This window comes from Salinibacterium sp. dk2585 (assembly GCF_008001035.1).
Taxonomy (GTDB): domain Bacteria; phylum Actinomycetota; class Actinomycetes; order Actinomycetales; family Microbacteriaceae; genus Homoserinimonas.
This window is the reverse complement of record NZ_CP042856.1, coordinates 1444351-1470651: the sequence shown is the minus strand read 5'-3', so window position 1 is coordinate 1470651 and position 26301 is coordinate 1444351. Positions and strand designations below refer to the sequence as shown.

Sequence of the window (26301 nt, the reverse complement as noted above, 5' to 3'; positions counted from 1 at the left end):
TGGTCGCTGCGTGCGCAGCCATGGGGAGGCTAACGGGAAGGCATTTCTTCGCGGTGTCCCCATTGTTTCGCCAATGTTACGCGTCGCGTGAAACTAAGCTTGTGGGATGCCTGAACCGAGCACCATGATCCCCGCGAACAACGACTGGCCAGGGCAGCGGCTCGGGCTTCCGGAACATGGTCCACGCTCGGTCGCGCGCCCGGGACGCCGCATCGCCGCGCTGGCGATCGACTTCGCCATCGCCGCGATCCTCTGGGCCGCGTTCTTCCCCAACGAGCAGTGGGCCTCGACCCTCATCTTCGTGGGCATGCAGATCTTGTTCATCCCGCTGCTTTCCGGGGGAATCGGACATCTGTGCGTCGGCCTTCGCGTGGTGACGCTCAACGGCACGTGGGTCGGCGTGCTCCGTCCGATCATCCGCACGCTGCTGCTTGCGCTGCTGGTTCCGGCGCTCATCTGGGATGCCGACCAGCGAGGGCTCCACGACAAGCTCGCAGGCACCGTACTCGTGCGGGTCTGACGCGGATCGTTTCGTGCGTCTGCCAGGCGCTGGCGTGTCGAGACGCCTCCGCAGCGCCTGCTAGCGCGGCCGCGGAGCGCGAACGCGCATTGGGTCGATACCCTTCGGGATGGGCATGCCAGCCTTGGACGTGAGCGACGTGATGCGGTTGTTGACGGCGTAGACCTCAGCCTTCGACAGCTGCTTCTTGTATCCGCCCAGCGTGCGGGCGATCCTGTGGAGCGGAACCGAGTCCTCATCCGGGCCCACATGGATGATGTTGATGGGCACATTGGGCAGCACGCGCGCGACCTTGCGGCGCTCGTCATCCAGCATCCGGGTCGTGCGTGACTTGGGTCCCTCGCCAATGAGGACGACGCCGCCGCGCCCCACCGCCCGGTAGACGGCGTCCTGCGTGCGCGGACTGACAGCGACTGGCATCTCGCTCGCCGTCCACCCGCGACGGAGCGAACTCTTCAGCACGGCGCCGACCGCACCGGGCTGGCCCTCGATCTGCGAGTAGGCGGCCCTCTCGGCGCGCCGGCTCAGGACGATGAGGAACACGAGTGTACCCGCGAGCAGGCCAGAGATGCTCCACAGCACGAGACCGAACACGTTGGTGCCGGAGATCAGGATGCCTGCCGTCACCACCGCGACGAGCGGCAGGACGAAGCCGAGCAGCATCCACCAGACTGACCGCGGATCGTGCCGCTTGGTCATGGTGAAGACCTGATACATCTGTTTGATGCGGCCTGGTTCCTTGGGCGCCTTGGGTGCCTTGTCGCTGCGTCGTGCCATGGTTCAAGGATAGGGCCTGCCGGGCAGTTTCAGACTCCTCCCGAAGGTCAGCTCGAGCGGCCGTTCCACAGGCCAGTCACCGATCACTGACTCCCGCCGCTGCTGGCAGCACGATTTCGAGGTGGGAATCATCGGCGGGTATCGAGTGGTCAGAAGGCTCGGCGCAGGCGAGCGCAGCGAGGTATGGCTCGGACGAGCCGAAACACCGAAGGACGCGGGCGGATCGGCCACTGCGACGGCGCACGAGGGCACCGGTCTCGCGGCCATCAAGGTCTACCGGGAAGACGTGGCGTCGGAAGCGGTTGACCGGGAACTCACGGCACTCACCCGCATGGTCTCGCCCCACATCGTCGGGGTGATCGACGCTGCCGCTGCGGGCACGCGTCAGTGCGTGGTACTCCCGCTTCTGGACCCCGGCGGCCTGACGCGCCTGCTTACCAGTCGGGCGACGCTCAGCCGCGGCGAGTTGGTCACCCTCCTGGTGCCACTGGCCCGTGCGGTCAACTCCATGCATGCTGCCGGCGTGACACACGGGTCGCTTCGCGCCTCCAAGGTGTTGTTCTCTGATGCCGGCGCCCCCGTCCTCCTCGGCGGCGCGCGCATGACCCAATCGCCGCATCCGCCGTCGCGATCGGTGTTGAAGGACGGACGGGAGTTCATCGACGACCGTCACGCACTCTGGCTGCTCGCCAACGACCTGCTTGCGCGGGCCGCGCAGCCCGAGGAGGTCGCGGGACTTGGCGAATGGTTGCGAACGGAACCGTGGATGGCCCCGGGATTTCAGGACGAGCTGTCGGAGCGGGCGTTTGAGACAGGCGCGCCAACGCCGGTTTCCATCCCGTGGGTGGGACTCGAACCCCCGGCAGACAGCAGTCGCCAAGCACCACAGTCCCGGCCGCGGCGTGAACCCGCGCAACACACCGTGGTGCGCGAGACAGCGGCATGGTCGCGGGCGCTGAATGCGGTGACGGGCAGCAGCCGTTCGGTACTGCGTCGACTACGTGATGCCTACACCGGGGTGCGTCCACGTTTCAGGGTTCTCGGACTGCTTGGCGTCGTTCTGATCAGTGGTGGCCTGGTTGTCGCGACCACTATGGATTCCGGCAGCACACAGGCTTTGGGGCCGGGGGAGGCGGCGGCATCGCATCGCGTCGACGGTGCCGCCTCGGACGAGTCTGGCGTCGACGTGGATACCGAACCTGAGTCGATCGACGCGGAGAACGGGAGCGCCCCTGACGAGGCGGCGTTGACGGGGGACGATCCGGTGCTTGCCGCCAGGCGCCTGCTTACCCTGCGCGACGCCTGTCTCAGCGCGGCGTCCGCCGAGTGTCTCAAAGACGTGCTCCAACGGGATTCCGCCGCGTGGATGGCTGACAGCGCCAGGGTCATCGACGAACGCGCCGACGGGGGGACCCACGTTCCGCTTTTTCGGGAAGACGACGAGCTCGCTGTCGTCGACATCATGGGCGGCGTCGTGCTGCTCAGCGTCGACGGTCCGGCTCTGCACGTCGAAACCGACGGTTCCCAGGACGCGACCGCGGAAAGAGCACCGGCCTCGGTCCTGATCATCAGGACCGAGGCCGGGTGGAGGATTCGGGACGTGCTGCCGGGCTAGATACCCAGGGATCCTTCGAAGTTGCCCTCTTCGAGACGCGACTTGACGGCGACCAGGAAGCGCGATGCATCCGCGCCATCGATGATCCGGTGGTCATACGAGAGTGCCAGGTAGACCATCGAACGGATCGAGATGGCCTCAACCCCTTCGCTCTGCACAACGACGGGCCGCTTCGTGACGATGCCCGTGCCAAGGATGGCCGACTGCGGCAGGAACACCACAGGCGTGTCGAACAGTGCGCCGCGCGAACCGGTGTTCGTGAGCGTGAACGTGCCGCCAGCAAGCTCATCAGGCTTGAGCTTGTTCTCGCGAGTACGCTCGGCCAGATCGGCGATCTCCTTCGCCAGTCCGGCGATGTCGAGCGAGCCCGCATCCCTGATCACAGGGGTGAGCAGCCCGCGCTCGGTGTCGACCGCGATGCTCAGGTTCTCCTGTGGCGGATAGACGATGTTCTCGCCATCGATCGTCGCGTTGATGATCGGGTAGGCCTGGAGAGCCTCCGACGCAGCAAGGGCGAAGAAGGGGAGGAAGGAGAGCTTGGTGCCCGTCTTCTCCAGGAACGCGTCCTTCACCCGCGAACGGAGCGCGGCCACCTTCGTGACATCGACCTCGACGACGGTCGTCAGCTGCGCGGACGACTGCATCGAGATGACAGCACGCTCGGCGACGACCTTACGGAGGCGCGTCATGGGAACCGTCGTGCCGCGGAGGGCTGAGATCTCGAGCTTCGGCGCCGGCGTCGAAGCCGCCGTTTCGGCGGGCTTCTCGCTCGCTGAGCCACTCGACTTCGCGGCCTCCAGCACGTCCTCCTTGCGGATGCGACCGCCGACCCCCGAGCCGGAAACCGTCGAAAGGTCGACGCCCTTCTCTGCTGCGAGCTTGCGTACGATCGGGGTCACGTAACCGGAGCTGCTGCTCGAGGACGCGCTTGCCGCCGGCACTGCGGCCGGAGCGGTGGCACCAGCCTGCTCCTCAGCCGGCTGGTGCGTCACGGATGCGGACGGAACCGACTCGGTGGTCGCGCCGCCGTCAGGCGCGTCGGCCTCGGCGGCCTGCGACTCGGATGCCTTCGCAGGCTCCTCCTGCGCTGGGGACGGCACAGCGGCGGGAGGCTCGGAAGGCAGGTACTCCTGCTGCGGGGCCGCCTGCTCTTCCCGCTGCGGCTGCTCGGCCTGCTGCGGCTGGTCTTGCGCCGCCTCAGCTGCACCAGCGCTCGCGCCGGAACCGATGCGCAGGAGCTCCGCACCGATCTCGATGGTCTGGTCCTCAGCGACCAGGATCTCCTGGACGATGCCCGCGATGGGCGAAGGGATCTCGGTGTCGACCTTGTCGGTCGAGATCTCCAGCAGAGGCTCGTCGACCTCGACGGAGTCGCCAACCTGCTTGAGGATCCGAGTGACTGTGCCCTCGGTGACGCTTTCGCCGAGGGAGGGGAGCGTGACTGCCTGACCACCGGATGCTGCGGGCGCCGACTGCACCTCTGCCTGCGGGGCCTCCTCCTGCTGGGGTTCGGCCTGCTCCTGCGACGGCGACGCCGGCTCCGGGGCGCTGTCCTCGCTTGGAGCCGCTGCCTCGGCCGGAGCGGCTTCCTCGGCGGCCGGGGCAGATTCTGCGGGCGCCTCCGGCTCTCCGCCTTCGGACGAGCCGTCGCCGATGCGCACGAGCGGAGCGCCGACCTCGACGGTCTCGTCCTCGGCGACGAGGATCTCCTCGATCACACCGGCAATGGGGGACGGAATCTCCGTGTCGACCTTGTCGGTGGATACCTCGAGCAGAGGCTCGTCGACCTCCACACGGTCTCCGACGTTCTTCAGCCAGCGCGTTACCGTGCCCTCGGTGACGCTCTCGCCGAGCGCCGGGAGGTTGACGGATTGGCTCATCAGGGGTGCTCCTTCGGTGAATTCTCTTGATTCAGCATAGTTCTGGGGGCGTCAGACGCCGTGAAGCGGCTTGCCAGCAAGTGCGAGGAAGGCTTCGCCAAGCGCCTCGTTCTGGGTCGGGTGCGCGTGCAGCAGGGGTGCGATGTCTTCGGGGTACGCGTCCCAGTTGACGGCGAGCTGTGCTTCGCCAATGAGCTCTCCCACACGGCCGCCGATCATGTGCACGCCGACCACGGGGCCGTCATTGACGCGGACGACCTTGATGAGGCCCGAGGTGCCGATGATGTGGCTCTTGCCGTTGCCCGCGAGGTTGTAGTCGTAGCTCGAGACGTTCTCGGCTCCGTGCAGTTCCTTGGCCTTCGCCTCCGAAAGGCCGACAGAGGCGACCTCGGGGTCGGAGTAGGTGACCTTCGGGATGTTCACATCGCTCACCACGACCGGGTTCAGCCCGGCGATCTCCTCCGCGACGAAGATGCCCTGCTGGAATCCCCTGTGGGCGAGCTGGAGGCCGGGGACGATGTCGCCGACCGCGTAGACGCCGGGCACGTTCGTGGCGAGACGCTCGTTCGTGAGCACGAAGCCGCGGTCCATCTCGACCCCGACCTCGTCGAAGCCAAGGCCCTCGGTCACGGGGCCACGGCCGACGGCCACGAGCAGGAGCTCGGCCTCGACCGTCTCGCCGTTCTCAAGCGTCACGACGACGCCGTCGTCGTTCTGGGTGACGCCCTGGAAGCGCACGCCCAGCTTGAAGTTGATGCCGCGCTTGCGGAACGCCCGCTCGAACTGCTTGCTGATCGCCTCGTCTTCATTGGGCACGAGGTGGGGGAGCGCCTCGATGATCGTGACATCGGCGCCCCACGACTTCCAGACACTCGAGAACTCGACGCCGATGACGCCGCCACCGAGGACGGCGACCTTCTTGGGCACGAAGTCGAGTTCGAGCGCCTGCTCGGAGGTGATCACTCGTCCGCCGATCTCGAGGCCCGGGAGGGTGCGTGAGTACGAGCCGGTCGCAAGGATGACGCTCTTGCCGGTGTAGCGGCTTCCGGCGACCTCGACGGTGTTGGGCGCGACGAGTCGACCCTCACCCTCGACGACCGTGATGCCACGCATCTTGATGAGCCCGGTGAGCCCCTTGAACTTGCTGGAGACGACCTCCTGGCGGTACGCCGTCACGCCGGCGATGTCGATCCCCTCGAGGGAGGCCGTGACACCGTACTTGGCGGACTCACGCGCAACGTCTGCAACCTCGGCCGAGTGCAGGAGTGCCTTGGTCGGGATGCAACCGACGTGGAGACAGGTGCCGCCCAGCTTGTTCTTCTCGATGAGCACCACCGAGAATCCCAACTGCACCGATCGGAGCGCTGCGGCGTAGCCGCCGCTTCCGCCGCCGAGGATCACTACGTCATACGTCTCTTCAGACACCCGTCAACTCCTTGTGGATGAGGCTTTGTGCAAGACCGCATCCCGGAGCCGAGACACGCATCCAGCGGCAGATCAATCGTTCTGCCAGCCTACTACGACCGGCCGAACTCGTCCGTCAGTTCGAGGAGCGCCCGCAGGGCGACACCGGTCGGGCCCTTCCCCGTGAATCCGTAGCCGGAGCCCTGATTGTTCGCCGGTCCGGCGATATCGATGTGGGCCCACGGGATCGTGGAGTCCCCGCTGGGGCGCGGCGTCGCGAACTCCTTCAGGAATGCGCCTGCCAGCAGCATCCCGCCAGCCGTGCTGCCGATCTTGGCGTTCGCGATGTCGGCGACGTCTGAGTTGAGCGAAGCGCGGAGCTCTTCGGCGAACGGCATTGGCCAGAACTTCTCGCCGACCCGATCGGCGGCGTCGCAGAGTTGGCCGACGAGCTCGCGGTCACCCATCACGCCCGCGTAGCGCGTGCCCAGCGCGACAATTGCGGCCCCCGTCAACGTCGCGATGTCGATGATCGCGTCGGGCTGCTCCTCGCCCGCAGCCACGAGTCCGTCGGCGAGAACCAGTCGTCCCTCCGCGTCGGTGTTGAGCACCTCGACCGTGGTGCCACCCCGCACGGTGATGACATCGTTGGGGCGCATGGCTTCGCCAGAGGGCATGTTCTCCGCGAGGCACAGCCACGCCGTGAGGCGCACGGGGAGTGCGAGCCTGGCAGCCGCGAGCACCACGCCGAGTGCGGTGGCAGCACCGGCCATGTCGTACTTCATGCCGACCATGGATGCCGCGGGCTTCAGGGAGAGGCCGCCGCTGTCGAAGGTGATGCCCTTGCCGACGAGAGCGAGGTGCTTGCTCGCATCAGCGGGCACGTAATCGATACGCACTAGCCGGGGACCGCGCTCGGAGCCGCGACCGACGCCCAAGAGGCCGCCGAAACCGCCCTCCTCCAGTTGCGCCTCGTCGAACACCGTGACCTCGACGCCCGTCCGATCGTCGAAGAGTTCGCGGGCGCGCTTGGCAAAACTGTCGGGGTACAGGACGGAGGGTGGAAGATTGACGAGATGTCTCGCGACCGTCATCGCCTCGGCGATCGCATCCGACCGCTCGACGAGTTCGGGGGACTCGGATTCGGCTGCCACGAGAATTTCAGACGCGGGCACCTTGGTCGAGGCCTTCGACTTGCCGCGTGACTCCGTATAGGCGTACGCACCGATGGCAGCGCCTTCGAGCACTGCGGAGAGTTCCATCGCGCTGTTGTGGGGGAGCGCGATGGCCACGGTGGTCGTTCCCACCAGTTGGCGAGTCGCACTTCCCGCAGCTGCGCGGAGCGATTCCACTGTCGGCTCACCCTTTCCGAGTCCGACGAGCGCGACAGCGCGCGCCGCGACCTCCGGAACCGTGATCCGCACGAGCTCGTCGCGTGCACCCGTGACGCCGAGGTCAGTGAGCCGATCACTGAGTGCGGTGATGGCAGCGATGTCCGTGTGGACCAGGGGCGCCTCATCGCCCCGGTTGCTGACGCCGACGACGAGGACGTCCGCGGCGATTGCTTCGGGTGGAGTGGTGGCGATGGCGAGGCTCGGTGTTGGCATGCCGCAATGCTATTCGTGTTCGCTCTCGGCGTGCTGGCTCGGCGGCCTGCGCGCGCGCCCGCCGAGCGCCCGCGGATACCATTGGAGCATGCGAGAGATCGATGGGCTCTACAGCGCTGGGGATGCCTTCGAGGCAGTTCCGCCCGGCGTACCGCTCGTCGCTGCCCTGACGGGCTTTGCCGATGCTGGATCCGCCGTGTCCCAGTTCACGGAGGCGGTCCGCGAGGACCTCGGCGGTTCGCCCGTCGCCGTCTTCGACAATGATGAGCTGCTCGACTACAGGGCCAGACGGCCGCTCATCTCCTTTGATCGCGACCATCTCGCAAACTACGTTCCGGCCCGGCTGTCGTTGGAACTCCTGACTGATGAGCTGGGCAGGCCCTTCCTTTTGCTGTCCGGCTACGAGCCCGACTACCAGTGGGACCGCTTCACCCGTGCACTGTTGTCCCTCGTCGAGCGCTTCGAAGTGGGCTCGGTCACCTGGGTCCATTCGATTCCCATGCCGGTGCCGCACACGCGCCCGATCGGAGTCACCGTGAGCGGCAACCGCACGGAGTTGATCGACGCGATGTCGGTGTGGCGCCCGCACACCCAGGTGCCCGCGAACGCGCTCCACCTCCTCGAGTTCTCGCTACAGCAGACTGCGCAAGATGTTGCTGGCTTCGTCCTCCTGATTCCGCACTATCTCTCTGACACGGAGTTCCCGGATGCCGCAGTGAAGGCGCTCGAATGCATCACTGCGGCGACCGGCCTCATCTTCCCGACCGATCGACTGCGCGAGGACGGCCGCGATTTCGTCTCTCGGATCGATCTTCAGGTCGCGGAGAACGGTGAGCTGGCGAAACTCGTGGGCGCGCTCGAGGAGCGCCATGACGCCTACATGGAGGGCAACGCGGTGCGCTCGCCCCTGACGGATGTCGATGGCGCCCTGCCGACCGCCGATGAGATCGCGGCAGAGCTCGAGAAGTTCCTGGCGACCCGCCGCAAGGGAGACGACGACTCTCCCGCACGCTAGGCGCGCCGTCGCTCGCGCTACTGCGTCGCTAGGATCGTGGAGTGAATTCACGCCGGTCCTGGGTCATCTGGGGCTGCGCGGTATTCGCCTACGTGGTCGCCGTGATGCAGCGGTCATCCTTGGGCGTCGCGGCTGTCGAGGCAACCGATCGCTATGAGATCACGGCCTCCGTGCTGTCGACGCTCGCGGTCGTGCAGCTCATCGTGTATGCCGGGTTGCAGATCCCCGTGGGCGTGATGCTCGACAGGGTGGGCCCGCGGGTGCTCATCAGCGGGGGCGCAGCCGTCATGCTTGTGGGGCAGCTCGCGGTCGCATTCGCTGATCACTTCTGGCTCGCCGTCGTCGGGCGCGTCCTGGTGGGTATGGGCGACGCCATGACCTTCATCTCCGTTCTGCGGCTGCTGCCCCTCTGGTTTGCCGGGCGCATCCTGCCGCAGGTCTCCCAGTGGACGGGCAACGTGGGCCAGTTGGGCCAACTGCTCTCCGCGGTGCCCTTCGCGTGGGTGCTCCATGACTTCGGGTGGACGCCCGCCTTCGGTCTGGCGAGTGCGACGGCGCTGTGCTCGCTCCTGCTGACGCTCGCGGTCGTGAGGGACTCGCCAGCTGGCACTGCGGCATCCGGCGAGATGGAGTCGTGGGGGCACGCATTCCGTGAAGCCCGACACGCACTCCGGCGGCCAGGCACGCAGCTCGGGTTCTGGTCGCACTTCACGACGCAGGCGCCTGGTTCCATGTTCGCCCTCCTCTGGGGGTTCCCGTTCCTCGTGAGTGGTCTTGGCTACTCTCCTGGAACCGCCGCGGGACTCCTCAGCCTGCTGCTGCTCTCCGGCGTGATCGCAGGGCCTATCCTCGGCATCCTGACCGCGCGCTACCCCTTCCGCCGTTCCTCGCTCGTACTCGCCATCGTCGGATGCACCGCCATCGCGTGGCTCGTAGTGCTCGCGCAAGCCTCGCCTCCTCCCTTCTGGCTCGTCTGCGTGCTGATTATCGTCCTCGGGGCCGGTGGACCCGGTTCCCTGATCGGCTTCGAGTTCGCACGAAGCTTCAACCCCCTGCGAAGCCACGGTTCCGCCACGGGCATCGTCAATGTGGGCGGTTTCGTTGCAAGCCTGACGATGATGTTCCTGATCGGAATGACGCTCGATGCCGTCTCGGGGGACGCCGGGGAGGGACTCTACAGTTGGCAGTCGTTCAGAGCCGCCTTTGCCACGCAGTTCCTCGTCCTCGCGGTGGGAATATATTTCATCCTGCACACTCGTCGCCTCACGCGGCGACGCCTGAAGGACGACGAGGGAATAGAAGTGGGACCGCTGTGGGTTGCTCTCTACAGAGCCCTTCGGCGCAAGCGAAGCTGAGCAGCACCCCCGGTGGAGTAGCATCCCGGCAAAGCGTGCAATAATTGCTGTTTGAGACCCGTTCGATGGTCCGATTGCTGATGCGAGGTTTCGCTGGCTCCCGGACTTGACATGGGTCTTAGTGCTGCCCGAAGGGAAGGCACGATCCTCCCGAAAGAAAGGTATCCGCATGGCTACCCGCACCACGACCACATCCAAGTCTGCCAAGGGCAAGGCCTCGCAGGAGGCGCCCGACACCGTGGTCGACTCCGTCGACGCGCAGGACGTCGACACGACGGCAGCGGCCAAGAAGGCACCCGCGAAGAAGAAGCCCGCCGCGAAGAAGACGGCCGCGGGCGAGGGTGCCGCACCCAAGGCTCCCGCCAAGACGCGCGCGAAGAAGAAGGCAGTCGCCGTCGAAGAGCCCGCTGAGGAGCCGGAGGTCGACGGCGCCGTTGTCGAGGATGCCGACGACGAGGCCACGGCGGCGAGCGGCGCGGCCGACGAGAAGCTGCCCACGGGCGCGATCGTGCTCTCGATGGCAGACGAGGACGATGAGGTTCCCGTCTACTCGGCCACGATCACGGGCGCGACGGCTGACCCGGTCAAGGACTACCTCAAGCAGATCGGTAAGGTCGCTCTCCTCAACGCCGCCGAGGAGGTGGAGTTGGCCATGCGTATCGAGGCGGGCCTGTTCGCCGAGGACAAGCTCGCGAACGAGGGCGACAAGCTGTCACCCGCACAGAAGCGCGAGCTGCAGTGGGTCGCGAAGGACGGCCAGCGCGCCAAGAGCCACCTGCTCGGTGCCAACCTCCGCCTCGTAGTTTCACTTGCCAAGCGTTACACGGGGCGCGGCATGCAGTTCCTCGACCTCATCCAGGAAGGAAACCTGGGCCTCATCCGCGCTGTCGAGAAGTTCGACTACACGAAGGGCTTCAAGTTCTCCACCTACGCGACCTGGTGGATCCGGCAGGCCATCACGCGCGCCATGGCTGACCAGGCGCGCACGATTCGTATCCCGGTGCACATGGTCGAAGTCATCAACAAGCTCGCGCGAGTGCAGCGCCAGATGTTGCAGGACCTGGGCCGAGAGCCCACGCCGGAAGAGCTGAGCCGCGAACTCGACATGACGCCCGAGAAGGTCGTCGAGGTGCAGAAGTACGGTCGCGAACCGATTTCGCTCCACACGCCGCTCGGCGAGGACGGCGACAGCGAGTTCGGTGACCTCATCGAAGACACCGAGGCCGTCGTTCCGGCGGACGCCGTGGGATTCACGATGCTGCAGAAGCAGCTCGAATCGCTTCTCGACTCGCTCTCGGAGCGCGAGGCTGGCGTGATCCGCATGCGATTCGGACTGGGAGACGGCATGCCGAAGACCCTTGACCAGATCGGCGACACCTTCGGCGTGACTCGCGAACGCATCCGCCAGATCGAGTCGAAGACCATGGCCAAGCTTCGCCATCCGTCCCGGTCGCAGTCGCTCCGGGACTACCTTGAGTAGGCCTCCAAAGCCTCTCGGAACGCGACCGTCTCCCGCCAGGTACGTCATCCCGATCCTGGCGGGCAAGGTCGTTCGGCTGCTCGCGCGGCTGAGGGGAGGCGGCTCGGCGTTCCCGGGATACGTGACGCTCAAGCTTGCGCCGCGATTCCTGCACGACATCACGAGACAGTTCACGCACGGCAATGTCTTCGTGCTCGGGTCGAACGGCAAGTCCACGACGACCCACATGCTCACGTCGATCATGCGCGCCCACGGCCTGACGGTGTTCACGAATCCCTCCGGCGGCAACCTTCCTCAGGGAATTGCGTCGTCTCTGCTCGGGCAGGTCAGCCTCTCCGGTCGCCTCAATGCTGACATCGGTGTGATCGAGGTTGATGAGGCGTTTGGCAAGGTCATCGCTGAAGCGCTCACCCCCTCCGCGGCCGTGATCCTCAACCTGCAGATCGACCAGATCTATCGCTTCCACGAGCCCGAGCGCGTGGCTGGAATGTTCCGGGACATCGTCGCCGAGGTCAGTGACGTCGTCGTGCTCAACCGGGATGACCACTTCCTCCGCACCCTTGCGGGCCGGCTCGAGGAGGAGGGTCGTCTCGACTTGGGCTTCTTCGGTCTCACCGACGAGGCGGTGGCATCCGCGCCGCACGGCCAGGTCATCGCGCGCGACTACGAGAACGAGTCCATCTCTTCGCACTCCGCACGCGAGGTCTACGCCGAGGTGCAGGCCGTCGACGGGGCGACCGCGACGATCGCATTCGATGGCGTTGCACGCAGCGTGACCCTTTCCGCGCGAGGGCTGCACTACGCAGTCGACGCAGCGGCCGCGATCACGCTTGCCCGCAAGGTGCTCAGCGAGCGGTTCTCGCTCGATACCGCGATCTCGGCCCTCGAGTCGGCGAAGCCCGTGTACGGTCGCGGCGAGACCGTGCAGCACGACGGCCAAGACCTTGAGATCCTTCTGCTCAAGAACCTCGCGAGCTTTCAGATGAACGTCGACTATCTCGACGGCGCTCCCGAATCGGTCATGATCGCGCTCGACGAGGGCAGCAAGGACCTGTCCTGGCTCTATGCGGCGGATGTCTCGAAGTTTTCCCACGTCGACGTCGTCTCCGGGCCGAAGGCTGCCTTCATGGCCCTGCGCCTCGCCTACGACAACATCGACTACGGCACTGTGGAACCCGACCTCGAGAAGGCGCTCAACACCATGCTCGCCTCGGAGCTTCCCTCCTCCGGCAAGCGAACCCTCATCCTCGACTATGACCAGATGATCCTCGCGCGCAAGCTCCTCGGACACAGCGACCTGGAACGAGGCGCATCATGACACAGCTGACGATTCTCGAGCTCTTTCCCGAGCACTTGGCGGTCAACGGCGACATGGGCAACGTCACTGTCCTACGGGAGCGCCTGCGCTTGGCAGGCATCGACGTCACCCATGTGCAGCACAATCCCGGCGACGACGTGCCTGGGGATGTCGACATCGTCACGGTTGGCACTGGGCCGGCATCCGCTCTTCGTGTCCTTGAGCATTCTGCGCAAGCGATCGGGGACCGCCTCCGTGGCTGGCGCGACGATGGCGTGCCGATGCTGGCAGTGACCGCCGGCATGCAGTTGCTCGGCTCGCGCGTCACTATGCCCGGAGGCGCCGTGCTCGAAGGCGCCCGTGTGCTGGAGATCGAGACGGATGCTTCGGTAGACCGTGTCGTCACCAACTGCTTCGTCATCGACCATGTGGAGCTCGGGCGCCTTATCGGCATCGAGAACCACGGTTCGAGCATGACATTGACCGGCTCAGCCACCGGAGCGTTCGGCACGGCGGTCACGGGGCGCGGGAACGGCCAGGCGAAAGACGAGGGCGCGAGGGCCGCGAACGTGATCGGCACGCATCTCCAGGGACCGGTGCTCGCGATGAACCCCGTGCTCGCTGACCACCTGATCGAACTTGCATGCGGACGGAAGGGAATTTCGTACTCGCAGAACGAGGGCCACGCCAAACTGGACTCACTCGCGCTCGAGTGCCGCCGCATCCTTGCTCGCTCCGCGAACGTCGCCGTCGATCGCCCCGCCTCCTGACAGCATCCGGTGACTGACGCGCTCGGCGACGCCACTGCGGGGGAGCCGTCTGTCTTCCCTCGGGGATGCACGCGGCTCGCGTTCGTCTCGAGGGTGGCCGTCGAAGAGAACATTCGCGCTCTCCGCCGTGCGTCACTCCGAGCCGGCGTACTGATCGATCTCTCCTCGGAGGCCTGGGGGCACGGTCTACTGGATGCCGCTCGCGCGGTGAGCTCCTCGGGGTCAGCCACGTTCGCTGTATCGGATATGGCCGATGGAATCGCGCTGCGGGGCGCGGGTGTCGACGGTGAGATCGTCGTGTGGGATCTTCCGGTCACCGCCTCCCAGGGGGAGCTTTCTGCATTCGGGCTCTCCGCTGCCGCGTCCTCGCCGGAAGCGGTTGGTGTCGCCGTCCGCGCTGGCGCGCAAAGCGTGTGGCTCGACCTTGGCATCAAGCGCGTCACCGGCCCGAGCGAGCACCCTGAACTCGAGGCATTCGCTCGTGCGCTGTCGGCGGCGGGCCAGGGGAGTGTCACTCTCTGTGCCAGCGACGCACGGCTGCTGCACAATGCGGCCAGCGTTCTCACCGCCGAGGGCACCGAAGTGCGTGGGCTCGTTTCTCCCGCAGGAGGAGATGTCGCGCCCGTCGGCGGCTACGCCGGCCTCGTGCGGATCGGCGCCGAGGCATTCGGCCTCAGCGAAGCCCTCACGCCCGCGCCCGCGAGCGTGAGGCCCGCCCTGAGCCTCAGAGCGCCGATTATCGCCCTCAAAAATGTCGACGCGGATGTCGGCGTCTCGTATGGCTACACCTACCGCACCAGCGAGCAGACAACTCTCGCCTTGGTGCCGATCGGCTACGGCGATGGGGTGGATCGTTCGCTCGGAAACCGCGCCCAGGTACTCCTGCGCGGGCAGCGTCTCACGATCGCGGGCAGAGTTGCTATGGATGCCACTGTGCTCGACGTCGGTGCTGGAGGTGCTGAGGTCGGCGACGTGGTCGAGTTCTTCGGTGACCCCGCCGGGGGTGCGCCTTCGGCGCAGGACTATGCCGAGTTGCTTGGCATCTCAAGCGCTGCAGTTGTCGCCGGCCTCACGGCGCGAGTGATGCGGAGGTGGAAATGACGAGCGAGGCAATTGTTGACCTCACGGCCTTCGGCAAGAACGTCAGGCACCTGCGCTCAGTTGTCGCACCCGCCGAACTCATGGTCGTTCTGAAGGCTGACGCCTACGGCCACGGCCTCGTGCCTATGGCTCGAGCAGCCGTCGAGGCAGGAGCCAAGCGCATCGGTGTGCTCGATGTCGATTCCGCCCTGGCCGTCCGCGAGGCTGGCGTCGGTACCGGCACCATGGTGATGGCCTGGCAGTACGGCCCCTCCCAGGACTTCACTGCGGCGGTGGCCGCGCAGGTCGACCTCGGGGTTTCCCAGCAGCATGAACTTTGGGCGATAGCGGATGCGGCGACGTCCGTGCCTGCCTCGGTGCACCTCAAGATCGACACCGGCCTGAACCGCAACGGCGCCGCTCCGCAGGACTGGCCCGCACTCGTATCCTTGGCGCGCTCGCTTCGCGATGCAGGGCGCATTCGGATCATCGGCGTGTGGTCGCACATCGCGGAAGCATCAGAGGACGAGGACACCGAGTCCATGCGGCGCTTCGAGCGAGCGATCGACGTCGCAGACGAGCTCGGGGTCGCGTTCGAGGTGCGCCACCTCGCCGCCAGCTCCGCTGGACTCCGGCGCTCCGACATTAGGTACGACATGGTGCGGATGGGCGGGCACTGCTGGGGCATTCCCTCCTTCGACGGAGTCACACCGTCCGAGATCGGCATCATCCCGGTCATGACCCTGACATCCGAAATCGCGAGCACATTCACGGAGCGCGGCGAGCGCATGGCGGTGCTGGCGCTGGGCCACGCGCAGGGCATCCCGGCGAAGGCGGCAGGCAGGGTCGCCACGACGATCGCGGGACGCCACGCGCCGGTGCGGCATGTCGGAACCGACTTCATGCTCGTGACCGTGGATGAGACGGTGCGCGTCGGCGACACCGCCACACTGTTCGGCACTGGTGCGGGCGGAGAGCAGACGGTGCGGGAGTGGGGAGACCTCACGGACACGCTGGGCGACGAGATCGTCACTCGCATTGCCCGAGGCGTGCCACGACGGTACGTGGGCAGCGCCTCGGGGAAATGACGTGCGGAGCTATGCCTTGGTGCCTTCGAGCAGGCGACTCGACTCGTCGAGCCACTCTGTAGCAACAGCCTCGAGCTTCTCCTGGTGACGGCGCCCGTGGTGGGCGCAGAACAGAAGTTCGCTGTCACCGATTGCGACTCGGATGTAGGCCTGGGCCCCGCAGCTATCGCAACGGTCGGCAGCGGTCAACTGGTAGGAGTCTCGCTCCGTCGTCTCTGCTGAGATCTGAGACATGGGTTCCTCCTCCGTCTTTGACTTACGACGAAGTAATCGCCGTAGGTCAATACAAGCACGCGAAGGCTGAATGGCGGGCATCCGTCCGCCGTATTTCGCTCACCGCGTAGCCGTGCGAGGAGCGGGTGTCGATACCGGCCCGCTTGCTCGGCGCTGGATAGGCTTGACGACGGCGCACCCCGAGCCATTCCTGGTCGCTGTGCGCTCATGCTTTCCCAGCTGAAGGAGTCCACTTCTTGTCGAGTTCCGACTATTCCGCCCGCCATCTCTCGGTGCTCGAGGGCTTGGAGGCCGTGCGCAAGCGGCCCGGCATGTACATCGGTTCGACGGATTCCCGCGGGCTCATGCATTGCCTGTGGGAGATCATCGACAACTCTGTCGATGAGGCCCTCGCCGGCCACGGGGACTCGATCGATATCGTCCTGCACGGCGATGGCAGCGTCGAGGTCCGGGACCGCGCCCGGGGAATCCCGGTTGACGCGGAACCGAAGACCGGCCTCTCAGGTGTGGAGGTCGTCTTCACGAAGCTGCACGCTGGCGGCAAGTTCGGAAGTGGCTCGTACGCATCCTCTGGTGGCCTCCACGGCGTGGGCGCATCCGTCGTCAATGCCTTGTCGGAGCGACTCGACGTCGAGGTGGATCGCGGAGGCAAGACCTGGGCGATGTCCTTCCATCGCGGCGAACCCGGCATCTTCAAGGACAACGGCGAGCCCCGTCCGGATGCATCCTTCACACCGTTCGAGAAGGGGAGCGAACTCAGGGTCATCGGCAAGGTCGCCAAGGGTGTCACGGGCACCCGGGTCCGCTACTGGGCTGACCCGCAGATCTTCACACGCGGAGCGACGTTCCAGACCGACGAGCTCATGGCGCGAGCACGGCAGACGGCATTCCTGGTGGACGGGCTTACGCTCACCGTCACCGACCGGCGCGGAAGCGAAGAGCTCAGCGACTCGTTCCGCTTCGACGGCGGCATCTCAGAGTTCGTCGACTACCTCGCGCCTGACACTGCGCTGACGTCAACCTGGCGTATGACCGGCACCGGCACGTTCACCGAGACGGTGCCTGTGCTCGACGACAAGGGTCACATGGTCGCGACGGAGCTCGAGCGCAGCTGCGAGGTCGACGTCGCGCTGCGCTGGGGCACCGGCTACGACACCGTCTTCCGCAGCTTTGTGAACATCATTGCAACACCCAAGGGTGGCACGCACCAGTCCGGTTTCGAACAGGGAATGATGAAGTTCCTGCGCGCGCAGGTCGAGCAGAATGCGCGCCGCTTGAAGGTCGGCAACGACAAGCTCGAGAAGGACGACATCCTCGCCGGCCTCACGGCCGTGCTGACGGTTCGCCTGCCCGAGCCCCAGTTTGAAGGCCAGACGAAGGAGATCCTCGGCACGCCCGCGGTGCGCTCGATCGTCGCAAGCGTCATCGCGAGGGAGATGAAGGAACGCTTCGCTTCCACCAAGCGCGATGACAAAGCGCAGAGCGCCCTCGTCCTGGAGAAGATCGTCGCCGAGATGAAGTCTCGGGTCTCTGCCCGCGCGCACAAGGAGACCCAGCGGCGTAAGAACGCCCTCGAGAACTCGACGCTTCCCGCCAAGCTCGTCGATTGCCGCAGCAATGACGTGGCGAACAGCGAGCTCTTCATCGTCGAGGGCGACTCCGCCCTCGGTACCGCAAAGCTGGCCCGTGACAGCGAGTACCAAGCCCTTCTCCCCATCAGGGGAAAGATCCTGAACGTGCAGAAAGCGTCAGTGTCCGACATGCTCTCGAATGCCGAGTGCGCGTCGATCATCCAGGTCATCGGAGCGGGCTCCGGCCGCAGTTTTGACCTCTCGTCCGCCCGCTACGGCAAGGTCATCATCATGAGCGACGCGGATGTCGACGGTGCTCACATCCGCACCCTCCTGCTGACGCTCTTCTTTCGGTACATGCCCGAGATGATCCGCGATGGGCGCATCTACGCGGCAGTGCCGCCCCTGCATCGCGTGGTCGTGATGAATCCGGGCTCCAAGCCGAATGAGACGATCTACACGTACTCTGAAGCGGAACTCCAGGGCGTGCTCAAGCAGCTGAAGAAGTCTGGCAAGCGCTACCAGGATCCGATCCAGCGGTACAAGGGCCTCGGCGAGATGGATGCCGACCAGCTGGCGACGACGACGATGGACAGGGCACAGCGCACGCTTCGCCGCGTTAACATCGCAGATGCTGCCGGCGCCGAGAAGGTCTTTGAACTGCTCATGGGCAACGATGTCGCCCCGCGCAAGGAGTTCATTATCGAGGGATCACAGGCGCTCAGCCGCGACCGCATCGACGTCTGAGTGGATTCGGGTGCCCGCGGTGCACGGGTCACGCCATCACCTCGGACGGCCTCAGTGCCCGAGCGCGAAGCCTATCGACGCGACGACGGTGTCAAGCGGCATACCTGAGGCGTCGCGGCGAGCACCGGCGTCTGGCAGGGCGCGCGCAGCTCCGTCGGACGACACGGCGTGCGCCGGCGCGGGACCGGCCCAGGCAAGCGTCAAGCTGTCTTCACCCTTGAGGAAGGAGTGCGCCCGCACGCCGCCCGTGCCGCGACCCTTCGCCGGGAACTCACTCAGGCGAGACACCTTGGCTCGTCCGGGGTCTGTGCCCGGGATCGTGGCCGCAGAGCCGGAGACCGTCGCGACGATCGTCGCATCGGGGTCTGTCACGACTGCGAAACTGATCACGGAAGCACCCGGTGAAACCCGGATGCCCGCCATGCCGCCCGCTGAACGTCCCTGCGGGCGCACGGCCGCGGCGGAGAAGCGCAGCAGCTGCGCGTCCGACGTGATGAAGACGAGTTCGGCATCGTCTGGAGCGAGCCCAGCGCCGACGACCTCATCGCCCTCCTTGAGCGAAATCGCTTCGAACTCGGGCTTGTTGGGCACGTCGCCGGGCGTGACGCGCTTGACGATGCCGGCTCTGGTGCCCAAGGCGAGGGGAATCTCGCTCTCGAAGGGGACGAGGGCCAGGACGCGTTCCTTGCGGTCGAGGCCCATGTACTCGGCGATCTTGCGCCCTGCAGCCAACTGGACCGAGTTTCCGGGAACGACCGGAAGGTCGACAGGGGAGAGGCGCACGATCCTGCCCAGGTTGGTCACTGCCCCAATCTCGCTACGACTCGTGGTCAAGACCTGGGAGAGGATCGCGTCATGCTTGCTCCTGCGCGCCGCCGCCGAAATCGGCTCGACGGGACCTTCGGGGTAGTCGACCCGCACGAGGCGACCTGTCGTGGAGAGCAGCACCCGGCAGGGAACATCCGCGATCTCAAGCACGGGCGCCGTCTTGGAGCGCCCGGATGTCGCAAGGCTCGGGGCCGCCTCAGTCAGCATCGTCCGACGTGGCGTGCCGAAGCGCTCGGCGACCTCCTCCAGTTCGCTCGAGACGAGGGCGCGGAGGAGCGCGGGGTCGGCGAGCAGCCGCTCGAGCTCTGCGATCTCCGCCTTCAGCGAGTCCCGCTCCGCCTCAAGCTCAATGCGAGAGAACTTGGTGAGACGACGCAGGCGCAACTCGAGGATGTACTCCGCCTGCACTTCGCTGAGGTCGAAGACATCGCGAAGGCGGCCGCGCGCCTGCTCGGAGTCGTCGGAGGTGCGGATCACCTGGATGACCTCGTCGATGTCGAGGATCGCGATCAGCAGTCCCTCGACGAGGTGTAGGCGCTCGCGCCGACGGTCGAGTCGATAGCGGCTGCGGCGGGTCGTGACGCTCATGCGGTGGTCGAGGTACACCTGCAGGAGCTGTTTGAGGCCGAGGGTCTGCGGTCCACCGTCGACGAGGGCGACGTTGTTGATGTTGAACTGTTCTTCGAGAGGCGTGAACTTGTAGAGCTGCTCGAGCACGGCCTGCGGGTTGAATCCTGTCTTGATGCCGATGACGAGTCGCAGGCCACGCTTGCGGTCGGTCAGGTCAGCGACATCCGAGATCCCGCTGAGCTTCTTGGAGCTCACGCCGTCCTTGATCTTCTCGATGACCTTCTCGGTGCCGACCATGTACGGCAGCTCCGACACGACGAGGCCCATCTTGCGGGCCGTGACCGGCTCTATCGAGACGCGAGCCCGCGTCTTGAAGCTGCCGCGACCCGTGGCGTATGCGTCCCGGACGCCGCTGAGCCCCATGATGGTGCCACCGCTCGGCAGGTCGGGCCCCGGCACATACGCCATCAGTTCCTCGAGGGTGGCGTCCGGGTGCTCGAGCAAGTGCCGTGCGGCGCCGACCACCTCGATGAGGTTGTGGGGTGCCATGTTGGTCGCCATGCCCACCGCGATGCCCGTGGCCCCATTGACGAGCAGGTTGGGGAACGCGGAGGGAAGCACCTCGGGCTGCAGCAACTGGTTGTCGTAGTTGGGCACGAAGTCGACGACGTCTTCGTCGAGGTCGGCTGTGAGGGCGAGCGCTGCCGCCGTCAGGCGTGCTTCCGTGTATCGCGGGGCGGCGGGGCCGTCGTCGAGAGAGCCGAAGTTGCCGTGACCATCGATCAGCGGGACCCGCATGATGAACGGCTGGTTCAGCCGCACCATCGCGTCGTAGATGGAGGCGTCGCCGTGCGGGTGCAGCTTGCCCATGACATCGCCGACAACGCGCGCGGACTTCACATGTCCACGATCAGGCCGCAGGCCCATCTCGGTCATCTGGAACAGGATGCGGCGCTGCACCGGCTTGAGCCCATCCCGCGCATCGGGAAGAGCTCGGGAATAGATGACGGAGTAGGCGTATTCGAGGAACGAGCCCTCCATCTCTGTTGCGAGATCGATGTCGTCAATACGCTCGTCAGCGGCGCTGTGTGCGGGAGTAGTCATAGTATGGCTGCCATGCTACCGGCGCCGTTCTCCCACCGGTTTAGCCTCGCCGACGTGTTGCCGTCCATGCTCGGAGCCGTTCGTAGTGAGCCGAATGGGCTCGGGCTTCCTCCCGTTACCAAAGCGATCCTCCTCGTCATCGACGGGCTCGGTTCGCACATGCTGGCGTCGCGAGCGGGGCATGCGAGGACACTGGCGAGCGCCCCTTCCTTCAAGCTCCAGTCGGGCTTCCCGACAACGACGGCAGCGGCGCTCACGACGCTGACGACCGGGGCGCACCCCGGTGCCCATGGCATTGTCGGGTACTCCGTTCGCCACCCTGGCACGGGCGTCGTGCTGAACCAGCTGAATGGCTGGGGCGGGGCGCTTGATCCGGCCAGCTGGCAACGGTGTAGGACGCAGTTCGAGATCGCTCGCGATCACGGTCTTGCGTCGGTCGCTGTCGGCGCTGCCCGCTACGAGGACTCCGGCTTCACGCGAGCGATCCTTCGTGGCGCCGACTACGCTGTGGCCCCCGAGCTCTCAGAGCGCCTGCACGTGGCGCGAGCGCAGCTGGATGCCGCGGGCGGGGGGCTGGCGTATGTCTACGTGCCCGAGCTCGACCAGGTCGCACACCGCTACGGCTGGGAGTCCGATCGCTGGCTCGCGGCGCTCGAAGAACTCGACGCCGCGGTCCGCGGCTTCGTGTCGTCGCCACGCCACGGAGAGGGCATCCTCGTCACGGCGGATCACGGGATGGTCGACGTCCCGCCATCCGGCCACGTGATGTTCGACGCGATCGACGGCCTACTCGACGGTGTCGCCGCTGTCGCGGGGGAGCCGCGATGCCTGCAACTGCACCTGGAGCCGAGTCTCTCGCCGGCTGAACGAGCCGAGCTCGTCCGCCGCTGGGAGGCATCCGAGTCCCACCGCTCATGGGTCGTGACCCGCGAGGATGCGATCGGCGCGGGGTGGTTCGGCACAGTCGTCGATGACGAGGTGGTCCCGCGCCTGGGTGACGTGTTCGTCGCCGCCCGCAAGAGGATCGCCTACTACGACAGTCGCAGTGCCTCGCAGTCAGCCCTCCTGATGGTCGGGCAGCACGGCTCGCTGGGACCCGAGGAGACCACGGTGCCCCTCATTCGATTCGGTGCGTTCGCCTGACGCGGTTCGCGTCAGTCGTCGTCGGCCTTCGCCCCGAAGACGATGTCGTCCCAGCTCGGCATCGAGACGCGCCCACGGCGCTGCGACTTCGGCTGCGCCGGCTCGTTCTTCGCGGGAGCACGCGGCTGATCGTTCTGCGAGTTCGAGAAGAGTTGCGGATGCGTTGCGCCGTTTGACGCCTCCGAGCTTGGGCGCTCCCCATCGTCGTTGAAGTCGTCGAGCGGGATGTCGATGACGCGGATGCTGCCGGTAGACGGGTGGGCGAACCGAGGCTCCTCGGCCTCGATGCCCGGTGAGGATTCCCGCTCGCCGCGACGGCGGCGAAGGGCCTCGAGCAGGTCGGCGGTGTTCCCACTGTCGCTCTGCGGCTCGTCGGTGTTGATTGCAGAGGGAGAGACCGACTGAGCTCCGCGTCCGAATGGAATCGCGTCTGCGTAGGGTGCGGTGTCCCGTGCTTCGAGGTCCGCTGCTGTGAAGGCCCCGCTGTCGAAGCGGGTCGTGTCTGGCGAACGATCCACAGGCACAGCACGGAGGCGCGGAATCAGAGTGCCGGCGACCTCACCCTGCTGGCTTAAGCGCGTCGCCTCGCTGTTGAGCGGGGCCAGGGTGGTCTTCTTCGGGTCGAACTGCCACCGGGCGTCGTGCTCGACTTCATCGGATTGGAACGTGAGCTTGACGATCCATCCCGTGTCGGGGTCCTTCCAACTCGCCCACTCGATGTCCGTGGCCCCGATCTCCTCGAGCCGCTCTTCCATGACCGCGCCGAAGTTCGCCCCGGCGAGGGGGCCGGTGTCGCTCGCAGTGCTGACCGGCACCGCCATCGCCGCCGTGACGACGAACTGTCGCTCGGCGAGGACCGGACCCTCGAACTTCTCGACGTACTCGAGGGGCGCACCGGTCATCTCGGCGACTTCCCGCGCCGACATGCCCGCTCGAATATGGGACTGGATGTCGCGCGGGGCGATCCGCCGCTCCCCGAGCGGGGTGGCTGCCTTGCGGCGCAACATCGAGTACGTCTCGTCGTCGATTTGGATCCGGTAGCGGGTGCCGTCATCGGCGCTCGCGAGGAGCGCATTGTTCTCGACTCCGATGACTCTCAGGTCATGCATGCTGATCGCCCTTCAGACTGTCGCGGGTTGCTCTATAGAGTCTCACGACGACCGCGGATAGCCGGGAATAGACCGGGCGCGCCGCGAGTTGGCATGGCATGGACCCGGGCTTCCGAGTTCGTTTGCTATTCAGATTCGAATAAGGCAAACTGTCGCCGCCGATTCAGACTGATCGGCAAGTACCAAGACTGGATGGGCATGGCAACCGACTACGACGCACCTCGTAAGACCGACGATGATTCTGAGAGCATCGAGGCACTGAAGGAGCGCGTGCCCGACAAGATGTCCGGTGTTGTCGACTCTGACGACGCTGACAATCCTGGCGGTTTCGAGCTTCCCGGAGCCGACCTTTCAGACATGGATCTCGATGTCGTCGTGCTTCCTCCGCAGGCCGACGAGTTCACCTGCATCAGTTGCTTCCTCGTGAAGCACCGCTCGCAGATCGATCACCAGGAGAAGCTCGGGGCGATCTGCCTCGAATGTGCTGCCTAACCGCGGCCGGCTACGCGCGTCTCGTGGCGTTGAGCGCCTCCTCCAACTGCCGCGGCTTCCGCGTGGAGACGAGCCAGTAGGGTGTCGGGTCCGCAGGGTCGAGCACCTCGATGCGCACCACCGGCGAAATGCCGCCCCTGATCGCGAGCCAGGCCCGCGCATCCAGGCGCACACCTCGTTCGGCGGTCGCTTCTTCGCCCTCGAATGAGGAGACCTCGCCGATGGCGTCACGCGGAAGGTGCGCGGGCCCCACGGTGAGGCCGTCGTCGGTCACGGTGATGCGTCGCGATGACACGACGAGCACTGCCGTGACTGCGGCATAGAGGAGCACCGCGACGACGATCCCGACTCGCGTGTCGATGGGCACGAAGACCAGGAGGGTGGCGGGCAGCAGCAGGATGAGGGCGAATAGCAGGGCGAAGGACGGCCATTGCCGCTCGTTGTAGCGGGACATACCCCTATTCGAGCAGACTTTTCACCGGCCCATCCTCACTGGACTACTCTCGTGTCGTGGTCGATACCGTCAGAGTCCCCATCGTGGGCACCTATACCCCGGCCTATGCGCATCCCGGCGATGCGGGCGCCGACCTCAGGGCGGCCGAGTCCCTTGTGCTGGCACCGGGTTCCCGCGCGACGGTCGGAACGGGCGTCTCGATAGCGCTTCCTTTCGGGTACGCGGCCTTCGTGGTCCCGCGCAGCGGCCTCGCCGCGCGACACGGAATTACCATCGTGAACAGCCCGGGCACGGTGGATGCCGGTTATCGTGGAGAACTGCGGGTCACCCTGCTGAATACGGATGCCGAAGAGCCATTCTCGATTGAGGTGGGCGACCGCATTGCCCAGTTGATCGTGATGCCGGTCACGAGAGCGGAGTTCGCAAGCGTGAAGGAACTCGATGAGACACAGCGGGGCACGGCGGGGTTTGGTTCTACCGGTCACCGCGACACAACAGAAGGAAGTATCGAGTGAGCGACACCACGCCAGGTTCTGAAGAGGAGCTCGCGCAGGCCAAGTCGGCGCCGGCTGACCGCGCGACTGCCGGGCCGCTGGACGACAGTGAGGCCAACGCCGTTCGCCCCTATGTCGACCTCGGCGGCATCAAGCTCCTGCCCCGTGAGGGCCTGCAGCTTCGTCTCGAGGTCGAGGAGGGAAGCAAGCGCGTCGTCGCCATCGGCCTCGACTACGCGGGCTCGAGCCTCCAGGTGCAGCCCTTCGCGGCGCCCCGGTCGACGGGACTCTGGCACGAGATCCGCCAGCAGATCGCCGAGCAGATCTCACGCCAGGGTGGTTCGACGAAGCTGACGACTGGTGTCTTCGGCCCTGAACTCCTCGCTGAGATTCCCGCTGCCGGCGCGGGGCAACCAGGCACGATGCGGCTCGCGCGTTTCATTGGCGTCGATGGTCCCCGGTGGTTCCTGCGCGGAGTCATTGCCGGAGAAGGCGTCGTCGATCCGGATGCCGCCGCCAAAATCGAGGATCTCTTCCGTAGCCTCGTGGTCGTGCGCGGCATCGCCCCCATGCCTCCCCGCGACCTCATCCCGCTGCAGATGCCGCGCACGGGAACCGCGACGGCGCCCGTCTCGCCCCAGGCCACCTAGTGATGTCGTATCCGCGCGAGGGTGGCGCGGGTGAGCGTGAAGCGCATCCCTCGCCTGAGAAGCCTTCGCAACCCGAATCCGGCGAGTCGATGGGCGAGCTATTCCGCGCGAGCTTCGGTGAAGCAGCCCGTCGTGCCGGTATCGGCGCGGTTGCACCCGGGGAGGTGCCGACGGCCACCTCGCTCCTTCGTGCCGTAGGGGGCATCCGGGGCCTAGTCGAAGCGATCCTGCCGGGACTCGGGTTTCTCGTCGTCTACACCGTCACGGGTGACCTGGTTCCCTCGGTGCTGGCTCCCTTGGCGGTGTCGCTCGTCTTCGTCGGCGTGCGTGCTATCACTCGCTCGGCCGTGACCCCTGCCCTCGCCGGGCTCGTGGGCATCGGCATCTCGGCGGCCCTCGCGCTGCTGACGGGCCGTGCTGAAGACAACTTCCTGCCCGGGCTCATCGTCAACGTCGTCTCCGCCGTCGTGCTACTCGTGTCATTGGCGCTCCGTTGGCCGCTCATAGGGGTGATCGTCGGGTTACTGAGCAACGAGCTCACGGAGTGGCGGGAGAACCGTGCAAAGCGGCGTGTGCTGACCGTGGCCACGTGGCTCTGGGTGGGACTCTTCGCGGGCCGACTCCTCGTGCAGGCACCGCTCTACATGACGGGGCAGGCCGATTTCCTCGCTGCTGCCAAGCTGATCATGGGCGTTCCCCTGTACGCGGCCATGCTCTGGGTGACGTGGCTGCTGGTGCGCTCGGTCTACGCATCCGATGTGAGCCAGGCCAGCGGTGGCGCCGCTCCGGAACCCGGCCGACCAGGCGGGGCCGATTAGCGCGCGTCGCTCTGAGGCCGAGCAGGTTGCGCATGGTATATTTATCTCGATATCAAGATAAATTCTTCGGAGTTCCAACCTCGCTCAGCGGTAAGCCGACTTAGGCTTGCCTTGCTGGTGGCGATCAGTTTTCGTCACGAGGATTGGCTACGAGAGTGCGGCGTATGCGGCACGCCGACAGAGCTCAGCAAGGGAGTCG

23 protein-coding genes are annotated in these 26301 nt (G+C 66.1%); 15 read left to right on the top strand and 8 right to left on the bottom strand.

Going from position 1 to position 26301, the window contains the following annotated elements:
• Window positions 1–106: 106 nt before the first annotated feature.
• The gene (locus tag FVA74_RS06895) at window positions 107–520 is read left to right on the top strand and encodes an RDD family protein (protein WP_147721332.1); all 414 of its coding nucleotides are present in this window, start codon (window positions 107–109) and stop codon (window positions 518–520) included.
• A 60-nt stretch (window positions 521–580) separates the two neighbouring features.
• Here FVA74_RS06895 and FVA74_RS06890 read toward each other — a convergent pair whose 3' ends face one another.
• On the bottom strand, window positions 581–1297 hold the full coding sequence (locus tag FVA74_RS06890; RefSeq protein WP_147721331.1) for a DUF4191 domain-containing protein: 717 nt from the start codon (window positions 1295–1297) through the stop codon (window positions 581–583).
• Window positions 1298–1418: 121 nt separating this feature from the next.
• Between FVA74_RS06890 and FVA74_RS06885 the strand changes: the two genes are divergently transcribed.
• Window positions 1419–2912: a protein kinase gene (locus FVA74_RS06885; protein ID WP_168220079.1), complete on the top strand. Its 1494-nt coding sequence runs from the start codon at window positions 1419–1421 to the stop codon at window positions 2910–2912.
• Here the strand turns inward: FVA74_RS06885 and sucB are convergent.
• The 3 genes from sucB to FVA74_RS06870 all read right to left on the bottom strand — a co-directional run bounded on the left by sucB (window position 2909) and on the right by FVA74_RS06870 (window position 7803).
• Entirely contained in the window at window positions 2909–4792 is a 1884-nt protein-coding gene (sucB, locus tag FVA74_RS06880) for a 2-oxoglutarate dehydrogenase, E2 component, dihydrolipoamide succinyltransferase (protein ID WP_147721329.1), read from the bottom strand. The genes FVA74_RS06885 and sucB overlap by 4 nt on opposite strands.
• Before the next feature lie 51 nt (window positions 4793–4843).
• Entirely contained in the window at window positions 4844–6217 is a 1374-nt protein-coding gene (lpdA, locus tag FVA74_RS06875) for a dihydrolipoyl dehydrogenase (protein ID WP_147721328.1), read from the bottom strand.
• 92 nt (window positions 6218–6309) lie between these two features.
• On the bottom strand, window positions 6310–7803 hold the full coding sequence (locus FVA74_RS06870; RefSeq protein ID WP_147721327.1) for a leucyl aminopeptidase: 1494 nt from the start codon (window positions 7801–7803) through the stop codon (window positions 6310–6312).
• 88 nt (window positions 7804–7891) lie between these two features.
• On the opposite strand from FVA74_RS06870, the gene FVA74_RS06865 reads away from it, so the two are divergent.
• From FVA74_RS06865 to FVA74_RS06835, 7 genes are all read left to right on the top strand, one after another.
• A complete protein-coding gene (locus tag FVA74_RS06865; protein ID WP_147721326.1) occupies window positions 7892–8818 on the top strand; it encodes a proteasome assembly chaperone family protein in 927 nt (308 codons plus the stop codon).
• Window positions 8819–8859: 41 nt separating this feature from the next.
• Window positions 8860–10173: a nitrate/nitrite transporter gene (locus FVA74_RS06860; protein ID WP_147721325.1), complete on the top strand. Its 1314-nt coding sequence runs from the start codon at window positions 8860–8862 to the stop codon at window positions 10171–10173.
• Window positions 10174–10342: 169 nt separating this feature from the next.
• A complete protein-coding gene (locus FVA74_RS06855) occupies window positions 10343–11653 on the top strand; it encodes an RNA polymerase sigma factor (RefSeq protein ID WP_147721324.1) in 1311 nt (436 codons plus the stop codon).
• A complete protein-coding gene (locus FVA74_RS06850; RefSeq protein WP_147721323.1) occupies window positions 11646–12971 on the top strand; it encodes a MurT ligase domain-containing protein in 1326 nt (441 codons plus the stop codon). Before FVA74_RS06855 ends, FVA74_RS06850 begins: the two co-directional genes overlap by 8 nt.
• On the top strand, window positions 12968–13720 hold the full coding sequence (locus FVA74_RS06845; RefSeq protein WP_147721322.1) for a type 1 glutamine amidotransferase: 753 nt from the start codon (window positions 12968–12970) through the stop codon (window positions 13718–13720). The genes FVA74_RS06850 and FVA74_RS06845 overlap by 4 nt, the downstream gene beginning before the upstream one ends.
• Before the next feature lie 9 nt (window positions 13721–13729).
• A complete protein-coding gene (locus FVA74_RS06840; RefSeq protein ID WP_147721321.1) occupies window positions 13730–14821 on the top strand; it encodes an alanine racemase in 1092 nt (363 codons plus the stop codon).
• A complete protein-coding gene (locus FVA74_RS06835; protein ID WP_147721320.1) occupies window positions 14818–15888 on the top strand; it encodes an alanine racemase in 1071 nt (356 codons plus the stop codon). The genes FVA74_RS06840 and FVA74_RS06835 overlap by 4 nt, the downstream gene beginning before the upstream one ends.
• A 9-nt stretch (window positions 15889–15897) precedes the next feature.
• Here FVA74_RS06835 and FVA74_RS06830 read toward each other — a convergent pair whose 3' ends face one another.
• Complete coding sequence (locus tag FVA74_RS06830; protein ID WP_147721319.1) at window positions 15898–16122, bottom strand: hypothetical protein; 225 nt, start codon at window positions 16120–16122, stop codon at window positions 15898–15900.
• A 236-nt stretch (window positions 16123–16358) separates the two neighbouring features.
• Between FVA74_RS06830 and FVA74_RS06825 the strand changes: the two genes are divergently transcribed.
• Entirely contained in the window at window positions 16359–18440 is a 2082-nt protein-coding gene (locus FVA74_RS06825; protein WP_147721318.1) for a type IIA DNA topoisomerase subunit B, read from the top strand.
• A gap of 51 nt (window positions 18441–18491) precedes the next feature.
• Here the strand turns inward: FVA74_RS06825 and FVA74_RS06820 are convergent, their stop codons facing one another.
• On the bottom strand, window positions 18492–20942 hold the full coding sequence (locus tag FVA74_RS06820; RefSeq protein WP_147721317.1) for a DNA topoisomerase (ATP-hydrolyzing) subunit A: 2451 nt from the start codon (window positions 20940–20942) through the stop codon (window positions 18492–18494).
• Window positions 20943–20945: 3 nt separating this feature from the next.
• Between FVA74_RS06820 and FVA74_RS06815 the strand changes: the two genes are divergently transcribed.
• The gene (locus FVA74_RS06815) at window positions 20946–22085 is read left to right on the top strand and encodes an alkaline phosphatase family protein (RefSeq protein WP_206022609.1); all 1140 of its coding nucleotides are present in this window, start codon (window positions 20946–20948) and stop codon (window positions 22083–22085) included.
• 11 nt (window positions 22086–22096) lie between these two features.
• Here the strand turns inward: FVA74_RS06815 and sepH are convergent, their stop codons facing one another.
• Window positions 22097–23194 (bottom strand): septation protein SepH, encoded by a 1098-nt coding sequence (sepH, locus tag FVA74_RS06810; protein WP_147721316.1) that lies wholly within the window; start codon window positions 23192–23194, stop codon window positions 22097–22099.
• Window positions 23195–23392: 198 nt separating this feature from the next.
• On the opposite strand from sepH, the gene FVA74_RS06805 reads away from it, so the two are divergent.
• On the top strand, window positions 23393–23686 hold the full coding sequence (locus FVA74_RS06805; RefSeq protein ID WP_147723106.1) for a DUF4193 domain-containing protein: 294 nt from the start codon (window positions 23393–23395) through the stop codon (window positions 23684–23686).
• A 10-nt stretch (window positions 23687–23696) separates the two neighbouring features.
• Here the strand turns inward: FVA74_RS06805 and FVA74_RS06800 are convergent, their stop codons facing one another.
• On the bottom strand, window positions 23697–24140 hold the full coding sequence (locus tag FVA74_RS06800; protein WP_147721315.1) for a DUF3093 domain-containing protein: 444 nt from the start codon (window positions 24138–24140) through the stop codon (window positions 23697–23699).
• Between the two features lie 56 nt (window positions 24141–24196).
• On the opposite strand from FVA74_RS06800, the gene dut reads away from it, so the two are divergent.
• Genes dut through FVA74_RS06785 form a run of 3 tightly spaced genes read left to right on the top strand, consistent with a single transcriptional unit; the run spans window position 24197 to window position 26102 of the window.
• Window positions 24197–24655 (top strand): dUTP diphosphatase, encoded by a 459-nt coding sequence (gene dut / locus FVA74_RS06795; protein WP_147721314.1) that lies wholly within the window; start codon window positions 24197–24199, stop codon window positions 24653–24655.
• Window positions 24652–25284, top strand: a complete 633-nt coding sequence (locus tag FVA74_RS06790; protein WP_147721313.1) for a DUF3710 domain-containing protein — start codon at window positions 24652–24654, stop codon at window positions 25282–25284. The genes dut and FVA74_RS06790 overlap by 4 nt, the downstream gene beginning before the upstream one ends.
• A gap of 2 nt (window positions 25285–25286) precedes the next feature.
• On the top strand, window positions 25287–26102 hold the full coding sequence (locus FVA74_RS06785) for a DUF3159 domain-containing protein (protein ID WP_240792152.1): 816 nt from the start codon (window positions 25287–25289) through the stop codon (window positions 26100–26102).
• Window positions 26103–26301: the final 199 nt, after the last annotated feature.

Excerpts from the sequence above, each read along its gene's own strand:
- FVA74_RS06895 (WP_147721332.1), top strand. The coding sequence starts at position 107 with ATGCCTGAACCGAGCACCATGATCCCCGCGAACAACGACTGGCCAGGG.
- FVA74_RS06890 (WP_147721331.1), bottom strand. The coding sequence starts at position 1,297 with ATGGCACGACGCAGCGACAAGGCACCCAAGGCGCCCAAGGAACCAGGC.
- sucB (WP_147721329.1), bottom strand. The coding sequence starts at position 4,792 with ATGAGCCAATCCGTCAACCTCCCGGCGCTCGGCGAGAGCGTCACCGAG.
- FVA74_RS06870 (WP_147721327.1), bottom strand. The coding sequence starts at position 7,803 with ATGCCAACACCGAGCCTCGCCATCGCCACCACTCCACCCGAAGCAATC.
- FVA74_RS06865 (WP_147721326.1), top strand. The coding sequence starts at position 7,892 with ATGCGAGAGATCGATGGGCTCTACAGCGCTGGGGATGCCTTCGAGGCA.
- FVA74_RS06855 (WP_147721324.1), top strand. The coding sequence starts at position 10,343 with ATGGCTACCCGCACCACGACCACATCCAAGTCTGCCAAGGGCAAGGCC.
- FVA74_RS06845 (WP_147721322.1), top strand. The coding sequence starts at position 12,968 with ATGACACAGCTGACGATTCTCGAGCTCTTTCCCGAGCACTTGGCGGTC.
- FVA74_RS06835 (WP_147721320.1), top strand. The coding sequence starts at position 14,818 with ATGACGAGCGAGGCAATTGTTGACCTCACGGCCTTCGGCAAGAACGTC.
- FVA74_RS06830 (WP_147721319.1), bottom strand. The coding sequence starts at position 16,122 with ATGTCTCAGATCTCAGCAGAGACGACGGAGCGAGACTCCTACCAGTTG.
- FVA74_RS06820 (WP_147721317.1), bottom strand. The coding sequence starts at position 20,942 with ATGACTACTCCCGCACACAGCGCCGCTGACGAGCGTATTGACGACATC.
- FVA74_RS06815 (WP_206022609.1), top strand. The coding sequence starts at position 20,946 with ATGGCTGCCATGCTACCGGCGCCGTTCTCCCACCGGTTTAGCCTCGCC.
- sepH (WP_147721316.1), bottom strand. The coding sequence starts at position 23,194 with ATGCATGACCTGAGAGTCATCGGAGTCGAGAACAATGCGCTCCTCGCG.
- FVA74_RS06805 (WP_147723106.1), top strand. The coding sequence starts at position 23,393 with ATGGCAACCGACTACGACGCACCTCGTAAGACCGACGATGATTCTGAG.
- FVA74_RS06800 (WP_147721315.1), bottom strand. The coding sequence starts at position 24,140 with ATGTCCCGCTACAACGAGCGGCAATGGCCGTCCTTCGCCCTGCTATTC.
- FVA74_RS06785 (WP_240792152.1), top strand. The coding sequence starts at position 25,287 with ATGTCGTATCCGCGCGAGGGTGGCGCGGGTGAGCGTGAAGCGCATCCC.